At 71.3% G+C, this 13,865-nt stretch carries 13 protein-coding genes and 1 rRNA gene; 7 read left to right on the forward strand and 7 right to left on the reverse strand.

Translation table 11 applies throughout. The features are described 5' to 3' along the window. The first annotated feature begins 297 nt into the window (after positions 1-297). On the forward strand, positions 298-1,434 hold the full coding sequence (locus M1P99_RS10240; protein WP_304452427.1) for a CapA family protein: 1,137 nt from the start codon (positions 298-300) through the stop codon (positions 1,432-1,434). 118 nt (positions 1,435-1,552) lie between these two features. Here the strand turns inward: M1P99_RS10240 and add are convergent, their stop codons facing one another. Next, entirely contained in the window at positions 1,553-2,596 is a 1,044-nt protein-coding gene (gene add / locus M1P99_RS10245; RefSeq protein WP_304452428.1) for an adenosine deaminase, read from the reverse strand. Positions 2,597-2,750: 154 nt separating this feature from the next. Next, a complete protein-coding gene (locus M1P99_RS10250) occupies positions 2,751-4,211 on the reverse strand; it encodes an aldehyde dehydrogenase (NADP(+)) (RefSeq protein WP_304452429.1) in 1,461 nt (486 codons plus the stop codon). Positions 4,212-4,604: 393 nt separating this feature from the next. Between M1P99_RS10250 and M1P99_RS10255 the strand changes: the two genes are divergently transcribed. The 3 genes from M1P99_RS10255 (at position 4,605) to M1P99_RS10265 (ending at position 6,902) form a co-directional block, all read left to right on the forward strand. Further along, positions 4,605-5,195: a TetR/AcrR family transcriptional regulator gene (locus tag M1P99_RS10255; protein WP_304455649.1), complete on the forward strand. Its 591-nt coding sequence runs from the start codon at positions 4,605-4,607 to the stop codon at positions 5,193-5,195. Then, positions 5,189-6,076, forward strand: coding sequence for a S9 family peptidase (locus M1P99_RS10260; RefSeq protein ID WP_304452430.1), 888 nt, complete (start codon positions 5,189-5,191; stop codon positions 6,074-6,076). Before M1P99_RS10255 ends, M1P99_RS10260 begins: the two co-directional genes overlap by 7 nt. Positions 6,077-6,278: 202 nt before the next feature. After that, positions 6,279-6,902 (forward strand): HD family hydrolase, encoded by a 624-nt coding sequence (locus tag M1P99_RS10265; RefSeq protein WP_304452431.1) that lies wholly within the window; start codon positions 6,279-6,281, stop codon positions 6,900-6,902. A 4-nt stretch (positions 6,903-6,906) separates the two neighbouring features. Here the strand turns inward: M1P99_RS10265 and M1P99_RS10270 are convergent, their stop codons facing one another. The 4 genes from M1P99_RS10270 to M1P99_RS10285 form a co-directional block, all read right to left on the reverse strand. Further along, positions 6,907-7,665 (reverse strand): sulfite exporter TauE/SafE family protein, encoded by a 759-nt coding sequence (locus M1P99_RS10270; RefSeq protein WP_304452432.1) that lies wholly within the window; start codon positions 7,663-7,665, stop codon positions 6,907-6,909. Positions 7,666-7,834: 169 nt separating this feature from the next. Further along, entirely contained in the window at positions 7,835-8,755 is a 921-nt protein-coding gene (locus tag M1P99_RS10275) for an SPFH domain-containing protein (protein ID WP_304452433.1), read from the reverse strand. Between the two features lie 280 nt (positions 8,756-9,035). Then, positions 9,036-9,422, reverse strand: coding sequence for a DoxX family protein (locus M1P99_RS10280; protein WP_304452434.1), 387 nt, complete (start codon positions 9,420-9,422; stop codon positions 9,036-9,038). A 195-nt stretch (positions 9,423-9,617) separates the two neighbouring features. After that, entirely contained in the window at positions 9,618-10,403 is a 786-nt protein-coding gene (locus M1P99_RS10285) for an ABC transporter ATP-binding protein (protein ID WP_304452435.1), read from the reverse strand. A 56-nt stretch (positions 10,404-10,459) separates the two neighbouring features. On the opposite strand from M1P99_RS10285, the gene M1P99_RS10290 reads away from it, so the two are divergent. The 3 genes from M1P99_RS10290 to serB all read left to right on the forward strand — a co-directional run bounded on the left by M1P99_RS10290 (position 10,460) and on the right by serB (position 13,428). Continuing rightward, positions 10,460-11,233 (forward strand): hypothetical protein, encoded by a 774-nt coding sequence (locus M1P99_RS10290; protein WP_304452436.1) that lies wholly within the window; start codon positions 10,460-10,462, stop codon positions 11,231-11,233. 183 nt (positions 11,234-11,416) lie between these two features. After that, entirely contained in the window at positions 11,417-12,064 is a 648-nt protein-coding gene (locus M1P99_RS10295; RefSeq protein WP_304452437.1) for a DUF1707 domain-containing protein, read from the forward strand. A gap of 125 nt (positions 12,065-12,189) precedes the next feature. Then, the gene (gene serB, locus M1P99_RS10300) at positions 12,190-13,428 is read left to right on the forward strand and encodes a phosphoserine phosphatase SerB (RefSeq protein WP_304452438.1); all 1,239 of its coding nucleotides are present in this window, start codon (positions 12,190-12,192) and stop codon (positions 13,426-13,428) included. A 228-nt stretch (positions 13,429-13,656) separates the two neighbouring features. Here serB and rrf read toward each other — a convergent pair. After that, positions 13,657-13,772, reverse strand: a 5S ribosomal RNA gene (gene rrf / locus M1P99_RS10305). Positions 13,773-13,865 lie beyond the last annotated feature (93 nt).

Genomic DNA, 13,865 nt, shown 5'->3' on the forward strand with positions numbered 1-13,865 from the left:
GCCGCATCGCCCGCCATGGCGCCAATCCAGGGCATTGACTCACCAAGTGCGACAAAACCGCTGGTCAACACCGCATAACCTGGTACGCCCGGCCTCGGATCCACGTGATCGGCCTTCACCTTTCATAACCATCCGCATTAGACTGATCACGAAAAGTAGTCGATCGGCAGCAGGTCGAATCCCGCTCGGCATTCGTCCGACCACGACGGCCAACCGGGGACATCGGGCGCGCGTCCTAACCCTGTGACACGAACGAGGACCCCGCTCACCGCTTCCCCCGTCCGCACTGGAGCACGCATGCAGCCCGTAGGAACCCCGATCCCCCGCCGCGGCATCCCCCTCAGGACCGGGAGCGTCGCGCTCGCCCTCGCCCTACTCGTCACCGCCTGCTCCTCCGGCGACGACGCCGCGGACGAGGCCGTCGGCGCCGTCTCGCCCGAGGACCCCTCTCCCGCCCCCGAGACGCAGGAGAGCGAACCCGCCGAGACCGGAGAGCCGTTCACCATCGCCTTCGGCGGCGACACCATGTTCGAGGGCATGCTGGAGCCGCGTCTGAACGACCCGGCCACCGCTCTCGGCCCCATCTCCGAACAGCTCTCCGCCGCCGACCTGGCCATGGTCAACCTGGAGACGGCGGTGACCGAGGGCGGAACCCCCGCCCCCGGCAAGGAGTTCCTGTTCCGCGCCCCCGCCTCCGCGCTGGAAGCACTGGACGCGGCGGGCGTCGACGTGGCCAGCGTCGCCAACAACCACGGCATGGACTACGGAACCGACGGCCTGAGCGACACCCTCGACAACGGCGAGGCCTCACCGGTCACGCTGGTGGGCGCCGGACGCGACGCGGACGAGGCCTACAGCCCCCACATCGCCGAGGTGAACGGCCAGACCGTGGCCATGTTCGGCGCCACGGACGTGTTGGACGACCACCTCATGTCCGAGTGGACCGCGGGCGAGGGCAAGCCGGGCCTGGCCTCCACCAAGAACGAGATGAAGGAACGGATGCTCACCGCGGTCTCCGAGGCCGCGGCCGAGGTCGACAACGTCGTGGTGTTCCTGCACTGGGGCCTGGAGGGCTCGCACTGCCCGCTCCCGCACGCCCCCACCCTGGCCGACGAGCTGGTCGAGGCCGGCGCCACGGCCGTGGTCGGCGGCCACGCCCACGTGCTCTCCCCCGGAGGGTTCAGCGGTGACTCCTACGTGCACTACGGCCTGGGCAACTTCGTCTTCTACAACTTCAGCGGGCCCACCGCCGAGACGGGTGTGCTCACCCTGACCTTCGACCAGGGCCGCGTGACCGAATCCGACTGGGCCCCCGCCCAGATCCAGGGCGGAGTGCCCGTCCCCTACGAGGGCGGCGCGGCCGACCAGGCCCACCAGACCTGGGTGGACATGCGCACCGAGTGCGGCCTGCCGCTGGCCGACTCCCCCGCCTAGGCGCCGCGCCCACCGCGGGGCACGCACACGAGGGCCCGACCGGGCGGCGCGAACGCCGGCCCCGGTCGAGCCCTCCGGCTTCCGTGGCCGCCGACCGCGCACACCGGCGGTGCGCCGCCTACAGCACGGGGGCCGCGCCGTGCCGGGCCGCGACGGTGTCGATCTCCGCCAGCAGCGCCCGACGATGGGCCGCGCCCAGGTAGGAGGCTTGCACACCGTTGGCGACCAGCCGGACGAGGTCGTCGGCGCCGAGGCCCATCCGGTGCGCCGCCAGGTACTCCTGGCTCAGGTCGCTGCCGAACATGGTCGGATCGTCGCTGTTGAGGGTCACGAACAACCCCGCGTCCAGCATCCGCGGCAACGGGTGCTCCGCCAGGTCCGCCACGGCACGGGTGCACAGGTTCGAGGTCGGGCTCACGTCCACCGGGACCTGCTCCTCCACCAGCCGGTCGACCAGGGCGTCGTCCTTCATCGAGTCGATGCCGTGCCCGATGCGCTCCGCCCCGAGCACGTCCAGGGCCTCGCGCACCCGCTCCGGCCCGCCGTGCTCCCCGGCGTGCGGCAGACTCGCCAGTCCGGCGGCGCGCGCCCGTCCGAACACGTCCGCGTACTGCTCCAGCGGGGTCTCCACCCCGCCCACCCCGAAGCCGACCACGCTCGGCGGCCCGTCGGCCAGCACCGCCGCGAGCGTCGCCTCGGCGCACTCCACCCCGAAGTCGGCGGGGAAGTCCGGGATCCAGCGCAACCGGATGCCGTACTCGCGCTCGGCCTCCGTCCGCGCCCTCTCGATGCCGTCGAAGACCACCCGGGCGGGGACACCGCGCATCAGGTGCGCGTACAGGCTGACGTGCAGCTCGGCGTAGCGCACGTTCTGGGCGGCCAGCCGCCGGGCGACCACCGACGCCAGGAGGGCGAAGTCCTCCTCCTCGCGCAGCGTGCCCACCGACGCCAGGTACACCTCGACGAAGTGCGGGAAGTCGGTGAACGCGTACCACTCGCGCAGCTTCTCCAGGCTGTCCGGCAGCTCCCGCACGCCGTGCCGCCCGGCCAGCTCGAACAGGGTCTCGGCCGGCATGGACCCCTCCAGGTGGACGTGCAGCTCCACCTTCGGCAGGTCGCGTACGAGTGCTTCGACGCCCGTGGGCGCGGGATTGGTGTCCATGGCGCGAGACTACGCGCGCGCACCCCCTCCCCCAACCCCTCGGGAGGCAAGCTCACGCGGGCCGGTCAGAATGCCCTGAGCGACCGGCACGCGGCCGGTCCCGCTCCCACGGTGTGAGGACGGGACCGGAGGCGGAGACCGCTGCGGAGCCCGGTCACACGGTCGGGTGCTCCCCGTTGATCCGGCGGGGCACGCCCAGCGGGTTGTCGTCGCGCAGCACCGCCGGAAGCAGCGCCTGCGGGACCGACTGATAGGTGACCGGGCGCAGGAAACGGCGGATCGCCGTGGTGCCCACGGAGGTGTGCAGCGGCGCGGTGGTCGCCGGGTAGGGGCCGCCGTGCGTCATCGCGTGCGTGACGGCGACACCGGTCGGCCAGCCGTTCCACACCACGCGCCCGGCCACGGACGCGCCCAGGGCCAGCAGCGCGGGGGCCACCGCGTCGTCCTCCTCGCCGTGGACGGTGACGGTGAGCTGCCCCTTGAGCACACCCGAGGCCTCCAGCAGCCTCCGCTCGTCGGTGTAGGTCACCAGGAGCGTCGCGGGTCCGAAGCACTCCTCCAGCAGGGAGTCGGCGTTCTCCAGCAGGGAGTCGAGGTCGGTGCGCAGCAGCGAGGGCGACCAGCCGTCGTCGGTCCGGCTGCCCCGGACCAGCACCTCGGTGGCCGGGTGGTCCACGAGCCCGCCCAGCACGCGGTCGAAGCCCTGGGCCACGCGGTCGTTGAGCAGCGAGGACGGGCCGCGCCCGGCGAAGTCCTCGACCAGTGCGTCGAGCTTGGTGTCCTCGGGCACGAAGACGACCCCGGGCTTGGTGCAGAACTGCCCCGCGCCCATGTTGGCCGACTCCGCGTAGCCCTTGAGGACCTCGTCGCCGCGCGCGGCCATGGCCGCGCGGGTGACGAACACCGGGTTCACGCTGCCGAGCTCGCCGTAGAAGGGGATCGGGTCCGGACGCGAGGAGGCCAGGTCGAACAGGGCACGCCCGCCGGGGATGGAGCCGGTGAAGCCGACCGCCCGGGTGAACGGGTGCAGGACGGCCTGGCGCCCGGCCTCCACGCCGTGGACGAGCCCGAAGGTGCCCTCGGGGGCGCCCGCCTCGGCGAGCGCGGCGACGACGATCTCGGCCGTGCGCTGGGCCAGCTTCGGGTGGCCGGGGTGCGCCTTGGCCACGACGGGGCAGCCGGCGGCCAGGGCCGAGGCGGTGTCCCCGCCCGCGGTGGCGAAGGCGAAGGGGAAGTTGCTGGCGCCGAACACCACGACCGGGCCGAGCGGGACCAGGACGCGGCGCACGTCCGGACGGGGCGTGCCCCACTCCGGGTCGGCGGGGTCCACGGCCACCTCCAGGTAGGAGCCGTCTCGGAGCAGCCCGGCGAACTCGCGCAGCTGGAAGGTGGTGCGGCCGAGCTCCCCTCGGCAGCGCGCCTCCGGGTAGTGGGCCTCCTCCATCGCGAGGGGGACGAGCTCGTCGGCGGCCGCGTCCAGGGCGGCCGCGACGGCCTCCAGGAGCGCGGCGCGCTCGCTGGGCGCGAGGCCGGCCAGCAGGGGCGCGGCGCCGGACGCCCGGGTGAGGGCGGCGTCGAGTTCTTCCGGCGTGGTGTCGGGCGGAACGGTGGTCATGCCTCATCCTCCAGGGACGTGTGTGCACTGCGTCGGGCACGATCCAACCATGCCACGCCCCGCTTTGGAAAGCGCTATCCAAGCAGGCGGCCGCCGACCCCGGCCTCCTCACCACCGACACGGAACCGCGGCGCACGGGCCCCGCGGCCCTCGGATCGACCGCCTCCGGAACGAAACTGGATTTTCCCCGGAACCAGGTGAATCCGGAAAGGCATCATAGGTGGTGTGACGACACATTCCCGAAGCACCACGCCCCCACGGCAGCGGCGGTCCACTGGCGCGACGGACGGGCCCGAGATGTCACGCGACAGCCGCGGGCCCGTCGGCACCGCACAGGACGAACTCGCCTTCGCCCAGGCGCCGCTCCGCCGCCTCCCCGCCCAACAGCGCAGCATGCTGCGGGTCCAGCGCATGCTCGACTGCTGCGCCCAACTCCTCGACGAGGTCGGCTACGACAACCTCTCCACCACCCGCATCGCCGAACGCGCCGGTGTCGCGATCGGCTCGGTCTACCAGTTCTTCCCGGACAAGAAGGCCATCACCCAGGCCCTCGGCCTGCGCTACCTGGACCAGTTCAGCGCACGTGTGACCGAACGCCTGGCCGACGCCTCCTTCACCCACTGGACCGGCGCCGTCGACACCGTCATCGACGAGTACATCGACATGCACCGCAACGTGCCCGGCTTCCGCAGCCTGCACTTCGGAGACATCGTCGACACCCGACTGCTCAACGGTGGAGCCGAGAACAACCGCGTCATCTCCGTGCGCCTGCGCCGGATCATCGTTTCCGTCACAGGCATCCCCGATGATGATGAACTGGACCGGGCCGTCAACGTCGCCGTCGAGGCGGCCGACGCCGTACTCAAGCTCGCCTTCCGCGACGACGCCGAAGGCGACCCCGGCCTCATCACGGAGGCCAAACGCCTGGTCAGCAGTTACCTGTCCAACTTCTCCGTACGAACCGGAGGCGACCATCCTTGGTAGCCGACGCAAGCGCCCTCACCCGCCCCGTCACCGGGACCGCAGCCGGGGTCCCCTACCTCGCCCTGCCCCCGGCCGACGGCCGGGTCCCCGCACCACTCGTCCTGGGACTGCACGCCTTCGAGCCGCCGCGCAGTGAGTCGGCGCTCGCCGGAGCCGTCCCCATGGCCCCGCTCCCTGCCTGGCGGGTCTTCCTCGGCCTGCCGCTGTTCGGTGCCCGCCTGCCCGAGGGGGGCGTCACCGAGATCAACCGGCTCGGTGAACGCGACTACCTGATCGAACTCTTCGGACCCGTGGTCGAGCAGGCCGCCGCCGAACTCCGACGTGTCACCGCCGAACTGCGCACCGCCTTCCCCGTCACCGACGACCCCGTCGGCCTGGTCGGCGTCGGAGCCGGAGCCTCGGCCGCACTCCTGGCCCTGGCCGACGCCGCCCTGCCCGTGCGCGCCGCCGCCGTCATCAACCCCGTCGTCGACCCCGCGCTCGTCATCGCCGCCCGCGAGCAGCGCACCGGCGCCCCCTACACCTGGACCGAGCATGCCCGGCAGGTACGCGGCTGGCTGGACTTCACCTCCCGCGCCGACGAGATCGCCCGGAGCCGGGTGCCCCTCCTCGTCGTCACCGGACGCCAGGACCCCGTCGTCCCTCCCCAGCACGGCCAAGCCCTGCACGACGCACTGAGCGGCGCCCGGGCCGACCACGGAAACGAGCATGCACTCCGTCACATCGTGGTTCCGGATCTGGCCCACGCGATCGGACCGGAACCAGGACTGGAACCCGGCCCCCTCACCCCGGCCGGTGTCCTCGCCGACCGCGCACTGACCGAGTGGTTCCACCTCCACCTCACGTCTTCCGCCCAGGTCCAGGCGACCGCGGACACCTGATCCGGCGCCCGGCCGACCCCCGATCGCGCCACGGCCCCGTGCGACACCCATCGTTCACCGCGCGCACGGCGCGACCTCGTCCGGTATCCGTCTGTCCGATGCCACCGCGACAGTTGGGGCCCGTTCCATGGGATCATCCAGGAGCGGCCGCAACCGCGGTCCACCTGACCGTTTCGACTCATCCTTCAGGAGGGCGAACCACGTGACGGAACCGGCACCGGTCTTTGCCAGCGGGGTCGACAACGAGCGGTTGAACGCGCAGTTGCGCTTCCTCCTGGAGGCGGACAAGCTCAAGCGCGTCCTGCGACGGAACCTGCTGGTCGACGGCTCGCGCCGGGAGAACTCGGCCGAGCACTCCTGGCACCTGGCCCTGTCCGCCCGCACCTTCGCCGAGTACGCGCCCGAGGGCACCGACATCGACCGCGTCACCGAGATGCTGGTGGTCCACGACATCGTGGAGATCGACGCCGGGGACACCTTCGTCTTCGACCAGGTCAACGCCGAGACCCAGGCCGCACGCGAACGCGCCGCGGCCGACCGCCTCTTCCCCCTGCTGCCCGAGGACCAGGCCGCCCGGGCCCACGAGCTCTGGGAGGAGTTCGAGGCCGGGTCCACCCCGGAGGCCCGCTTCGCCCGGGCCGTCGACCGCCTCGCGCCGATGCTCGCCAACTGGCACAACGAGGGCGGCACCTGGCTGCGGTTCGGGGTCACACGGGCCGAGGTCATGGCGAAGGTCAAACTGATCTCCGAGGGCTCCGAGGCCCTGGGCTCCTACGCGACCGCGCTCGTCGACGACGCCGACCGGCGCGGGTACTTCCGCACCTGACCGGTCAGATCCGCCCGAGGAGCAACTGGACGGCCGCGGTCAGGCCCACGACCACGACGCACAGGCGCAGGGCCGCCGGGCTCAGCCTGCGGCCGAAGCGCGCCCCGAGGTAGCCGCCGACGACGGTGCCGACCGCGATCAGCCCCACCACCGGCCACGAGGGCTCGGCGAGCACGATGTAGAACACCGCCGCGGTGCTGTTGACGATCGTGGTCATGACGTTCTTGAGCGCGTTGATCCGCTGCAGGTCGTCGTCGAGCGCCGTACCCAGGAAGCTCAGCAGGATGATGCCCTGAGCGGCGGCGAAGTAGCCGCCGTAGGTCCCGGTCGCGTACGCGCCGAGCGGCATCAACGGCCCCCCGTCGGGCCGCGCCGGCTTGCGGGACCGCGCCCACCTGGCGATGCGCGGCTGGAGCAGGATCAGCACACAGGCGAAGCCGATCATGTACGGCACGACGGTCTCGAACACGCCGGCGGGCAGGTAGATGAGCAGCAGGGCGCCCGTGACGGCGCCCAGGAAGGACATCGATCCCAACCGCAGGACACGCGCGCGCTGACCGGCCAGTTCGCGCCGGTAGGCGATGGTGCCGCTGAGCGTGCCCGGCGCCAGGCCGATGCTGTTGGAGATGGTCGCGGTGAGGGGCGGGTAGCCGAGCGCCAGCAGGACGGGGAACGTGAACAGCGTTCCCGACCCGGCGATGGCGTTGATGCCGCCGGCCGCCACTCCCGCGAGGAGAACGGCGGCTGCCTCCCAGAGTTCCATGTACGACGCTTCCGATCCGACACCGGCTCAGCCCCGACGATCGAGGCCCTGTTCAGCCTACGAGAGCGGGTCCGTCCGCCCCCGAGCCGGGTCGCGTGACCCACGGCACAGCGCGGGCCCGCCCGCGGATCCGTCCGCGGGCGGGCCCGGCGGGGCTCGCGTGGAAGGGCTACGGCAGGTTGACGTCGTTCCGCAGTCGGTCGAAGGCACCGCCCAGCCCCTGGAGGGCGGAGCCCATCTCGGCGGGCACGATCCACACCTTGTTGGCGTCGCCCTGCGCGATCTCGGGCAGCTTCTGCAGGTAGTGGTAGGCGAGCACGTCCGGGTCGACCCTGCTCGTGTGCAGGGCCTTGAACACCATGTGGATGGAGTCGGCCTCACCGCGCGCCCGCGTCGTCTGGGCCTGGGCGTCCGCCTTGGCCGTGAGCGCCTGCGCCTCGGCCGCACCCTCGGCGCGCAGCACGGCGGCGGTCCGCTCACCCTCGGCCCGCAGTACCGCGGACTGCTTCTCACCCTCCGCGCTGAGCAGTTGCGCGCGCTTCTCCCGGTCGGCGCGCATCTGCATCTCCATCGCCTCCTGCACGGAGGACGGCGGCTCGATGCCCTTGAGCTCGATCCGGCTGATCTCGATGCCCCAGTCACGGGTCGCCTCGTCGAGTACCGTCTTCAACTCGCGGTTGATCTGGTCGCGCGAGGTGAGCGTGCCCTCGAGGTTCATACCGCCGATGACGTTGCGCAGCGTGGCCAGGGTCAGCTGCTCGACCGCCTGGATGAAGTTGGCGACCTCGTAGGTGGCACGGTAGGCGTCGACGACGCGGATGTAGACGGCGGAGTCGACCTCCACCGCGAGGTTGTCCTCGGTGATCGCCGACTGCGGGGGAAAACTGACGACCTGCACCCGTCGGTCGATGCGTTCGCGCACCTGGTCGACGCCGGGGATGACGACGTTGAAACCAGAACTCAGGGTTCTGTGGAACTTGCCGAAACGCTCGACCACGTCCTCCATCGAGTGGGGGACGATGCGGACGCTCCGCCAGAAGATGATCAAAAGAACGGCGACGAAAAGCGCGACGATGATGATCATGGTCATGGGGCCACCCCTGTCTCGACGCGTGGGGTGGGGTTCTGCAGCGGCATCTGGGCGGCTCCGGATCTCCTGACAGGGTGGCAGGCGGGCGCGGGCACGGACTGCGCGCTGACGGCCCCGCCCACCCGATCGATCATCAAGCGCGCTGAAATGGAGCGGTCCGCTCAACGATCGATGACGCTACCCCATATCCGCCCCGCCGGACTACATCCGGACAGAAATCCAAATTCCGGACTCTAGGATTTCGCCAATACCGCAACCCTTTATGCCGGTTCGAGCGGCCTCAGCCGGTGAACGGTTCGACGACGGAACGGCCCCACACCACGAACACCAGCAGGGCGAGATAGACGAAGTCCACGGCCATCAGGCCGAACTCGCGGCGCCGGACGCGCGTGACCACTGCACCCACCATGATCATCGCCAGCCCCAGAGCGGCCAGCGGCACCAGGACCGGCGCGATGCCGAGCGCGGCGGGCAGGATCAGGCCCACCCCGCCCAGGACCTCCAGGGCCCCGATGCCCTTCACCGCGCCGGCGCTCCAGTCCTCGACCCACCCGGCGCTGCGCCCGAAGGCGGCGATCCGCTCCTTGGGCACGATCAGCTTGCCGACCCCTCCGACGACGTAGGCGACGGCCAGCAGTCCGGCAACGATCCACAGAGCGAGGTTCATCAGGGGTCCCCCCTCGACGTCGGCGGCGGTGCTCGTCCCGGGCGGGAGCGGCGGCACTGGCCCGCCCCGGCCCGGCACGACCGTTTCGCCCATCAGACGCCGGCCGCCACGCGGCTGTGACAGCGTCGTCCCGTGGACCGCGCCCCAGCCGGGCGGACCCCCGCGATCCGCCGGACCGCGCGAGCCCCGGTCGGGTCAGGCGGCCCGCGCGGACCAGCGGTCCCCGTCGCGCTCCACCTTCAACGGCAGGCCGAAGGTCTCCGACAGCACGTCCGCCGTCATCACCTCGTCCAGCGGCCCGGCCGCGACCACACCGCCCTCGCGCAGCAGCAGCCCGTGCGTGAAACCCTCGGGGATCTCCTCGACGTGGTGCGAGACGATCACCAGCGATGGGGCGTCCTCGTTGCGGGCCAGGTTGCCCAACCTCCGCACGAGGTCCTCCCGGCCGCCCACGTCCAGCCCCGCGGCGGGCTCGTCCAGGAGCAGCAGTTCGGGGTCGGCCATCAGCGCCCGCGCGATGAGCACGCGCTTGCGCTCGCCCTCGGAGAGCGTGTGGAACATCCGGTCGGCGAGGTCGGCCACGCCCCAGTGCCCGAGCAGCGCGCGGGCACGGCCGTAGTCCGGGTTGCCGTACTCCTCGCGGAAGCGGCCGAGGTAGCCGTAGGCGGCGCTCACGACGATGTCGAGCACGGTCGTGCCCGGCTCGATGCGCCCCGCGACGGACGCGCCCGCGTAGCCGATCAGGGGGCGCAGCTCGAACACGTCGACCCGGCCCAGCCGTTCACCGAGGATGTCGACCTGCCCGTTCGTGGGGAACAACTGGCTCGCGGCCACGTTGAGGAGGGTCGTCTTCCCCGCACCGTTCGGACCGAGGATCACCCACCGCTCCCCCTCGGCGACCGACCAGTCCACGCCGTTCAGCAGGTGCGCGTCACCGCGCCGTACCGTGACCCCGTTCAGGCCCAGAACCCGCCCGTCCATCGTCCTCCTCCTCGTCACGTCCCACGCCGGTGCACGGGCCGCCCTACCCTGTAGCAATGCATCACACGTCCGCACCGCTCGTCGCCTGGGGCAACGCCTGGCTGTCCGGCCATGTCGGACTGGACGACGCCGTCGACGCCGTCGAGCGACGCAGCGGCCCCAACCTGATCGGGACAGTACCCGCAGGAGACCTGCCCTTCGACAGCGGCGTACCGCTGCGCACGGCCCTGGTCCGCCTCGGCGGAATGGGGTTGTCCGTGTTCCGGCTCGCGTTGCCCGCCCAGGGCGATCCCCTCGGGCTGGTGGGCCCGAGGGAACTGAACCAGGCGGCCCTGCACGCCCAGGAGGGGGTCCTGGTGCGTCTGGCCGACCGGCAGGTGGGCCTGGTGCCCGCCATCGATCGGCGTGGCTCATCCTACGTCGGCGTCTCCTGGACGCCGTATCCGGCGAACGACGCGCTTCCGCAGGTACCCGATCTGGCCGAGGCCGAACAACGGCTCAGACTCACCCTCCTGGAGGTGACCCGGACGCTGGAAGGCGTCGACGACATCAGCGGGTTCACGCCGGGCGTGCACGACCGGGTGGGCGCGCTCGGTGAGCGCGAAGCGCCGCCCCTGGCCTCCGGCTACCCGCCGCGCGCGCACCGGGTGGCGGCGCAGGCGACCCGGCTGTCCCGCGTGGTGGAACTGGCCGAGCCGGACTCCGGGCGCGGTCTCACCGCGCAGCAGGCCCAGGCGCGCACGAAAGCGCTCCGCGAACTGGACATGGCCGTGCGGCGCGCCCAGGTGGCCGCCCACGCCGCCATCGCGCCGCGGGGCACGGTCCGGTAGCCGACCGTGCGCGACGGCCCCGCTGGGGCCGTGTCGGGAGCACCACACCCCGGGGAGGCCGGGACGATTCTCGGGGTCGTTCCAGGGTTGATACCTGATCCCCGGCGGCCGGAGGGTACCGATACTGGAAGAGTGGCTGGTCGGGACCCCGACCGCACGGATGGAACGAGGAGACCCGTCATCATGCAGCCCGAGCACATCCGAGCCTCCGACGCGGACCGGGACAAGGTGGCCGAACGCCTCCGGGAGGCACTGGCGGAAGGCCGTCTGTCTCCGGTGGAGCATGAGGAGCGGCTGGACGGCCTGTACAAGGCCAAGACCATCGGCGAGCTGTCACCCCTGGTCGCCGACCTGCCGACGGGCGGTGTCGACTACGCGGCGATGGAGCAGCGGTCCGGGGCGCCCAGCGGCATGGAGATCCTCGGCAGTGAGGCCCGCGACCTCGCCGACCAGAGCAAGGGGTCGGAGAACCTGGTCGCCGTCTTCGGCGGCGCCGAGCGCAAGGGCCGCTGGCTGGTCGAGCCCCGCACGAACGTGTCCGTTCTGTGCGGAGGTGTCGACCTGGATCTGCGCGAGGCGGTCCTGAGCACCCGCGAGGTCACCATCCAGATGGCCGTCATCCTCGGCGGGGTCAACATCACCGTGCCGCACGGCGTCCGGGTGATCAACAACACGTCCGCGATTCTCGGCGGAGCGGACGTGCACGGCACGGACCAGGTCACCGAGCCGAACGCGCCGGTCGTGCGGCTGACCGGCACGTGCATGCTCGGCGGGATCGACATCAAGGCCAAGGGGCCGCGCCGCAAGAAGCGGAACAAGCGCGACAAGTGACACGGCCGCGCGTCCGTGCGGTGACCTGCATCGCACAGGCGGCTGTCCACATAGTGAACTACCTGCGAAAACGGGCGGCCCTGCACGACGGGCCCCGTCGGCGGCCGAGTACCGTGGGTGGCGCCATGAATGATGACTCCACGCTGTTGGTGACCGTAACGGGCCGCGACCGTCCCGGCATCAGTGCGCGCCTCCTGAACACGCTCTCCGTCTTCCCGGTGACCATCGTCGACCTGGAACAGGTCGTCCTGGCCGGTCGGCTGGTCCTGGGAACCGTGATCGACGTCGACGAACGGGTCGCTCCCGGCGTGAGCCGCTACCGGGTCTTCGACGAGGTCCGCAACGCGCTCGACAAGATCGCCATCGACCTCGACATGGAGGTCGAGTACGGGCGGGGCAACGGCCGGGTGAGCGAGTCCGGCACCGGCCGCCTGCACGTGACCGTGCTCGCCGACCCCCTGCGCCCCGGCGCCCTGGGCGCCCTCACCTCGTGTGTGGCCCGCGCAGGCGCGAACATCGACCGGATCGAGCGCCTGTCCAGCTACCCGGTGACCTCCGTCGAGATGGAGATCTCCGGCGGCGGTGCGGCGGGCGACGCCGCCCAGCTCCGTGCCGAACTGGCGATGGAGGCCTCCACGCAGTCCGTGGACGTGGCCGTCCAGCCCAGCGGCCTGCACCGGCGCGGCAAGCACCTCATCGTCATGGACGTCGACTCCACCCTCATCCAGGGCGAGGTCATCGAACTCCTGGCCGCCCACGCGGGTTGCGAGGCCGAGGTGGCGAAGGTGACCGAGCAGGCCATGCGGGGCGAACTCGACTTCGAGGAGTCCCTCAGGGCCCGGGTCGCGCTGCTCCACGGCCTGGACGCCTCGGCGATCGACCGCGTGCGCGAGGAGATCCAGCTGACCCCGGGTGCCCGGACCCTGGTCCGGACGCTCAAGCGGCTGGGCTACGAGTGCGGCATCGTGAGCGGCGGCTTCACGCAGATCACGGACGTGCTCGTAGAGCGCCTGGGGCTCGACTACTCCGCCGCCAACACGCTGGAGATCGTCGACGGCAAGCTGACCGGCGGACTGATCGGCCCGATCGTCGACCGCAAGGGCAAGGCCACGACCCTCCAGCAGTTCGCCGAGCAGGCAGGGGTCCCCTTGTCCCAGACCGTCGCCATCGGCGACGGCGCCAACGACCTGGACATGCTCCAGACCGCGGGGCTCGGAGTCGCGTTCAACGCCAAGCCGGTCGTGCGGGAGCAGGCCGACACGTCGGTGAACGTGCCCTACCTGGACACCATCGCCTTCATCCTCGGCATCACCCGCGAGGAGATCGAGGCGGCGGACCTCCACGCGTCCGACTCCCAGGACTGATCCCGGCCGCGGAGTCCTCCACAGAAGGCGGCGCCTCTGGCTGTCCAGCGGCCGGGGGCGCCGGTTGTCGGTAGGCCGGCGGCCCGCCCCGACCACACCCACCCCGCAACCACCCCGCGTCCAACACCAACCCCCGACCCACCCCCGACCAGCCGTTCACAAACGCACAAACCCAGACACAAAAAAAGGGGAGGAACCGTCAAAAGACGACCCCTCCCCCAAGAAAAACCGTGGCAGCAACCTACTCTCCCACCCCACCACAGGGCAGTACCATCAGCGCAAGGAGACTTAACGACCGGGTTCGGAATGAGACCGGGTGTGACCCTCCCACCATAACCACCACGGAAACCAACACCCATCCACAACCACGACCCACACCCCACCAACCGGCAAGGGGATCACAGCCACAACGGGAAAACCGTAGAACATGTGAAAAA

Source organism: Nocardiopsis sp. YSL2 (assembly GCF_030555055.1).
GTDB lineage: Bacteria > Actinomycetota > Actinomycetes > Streptosporangiales > Streptosporangiaceae > Nocardiopsis.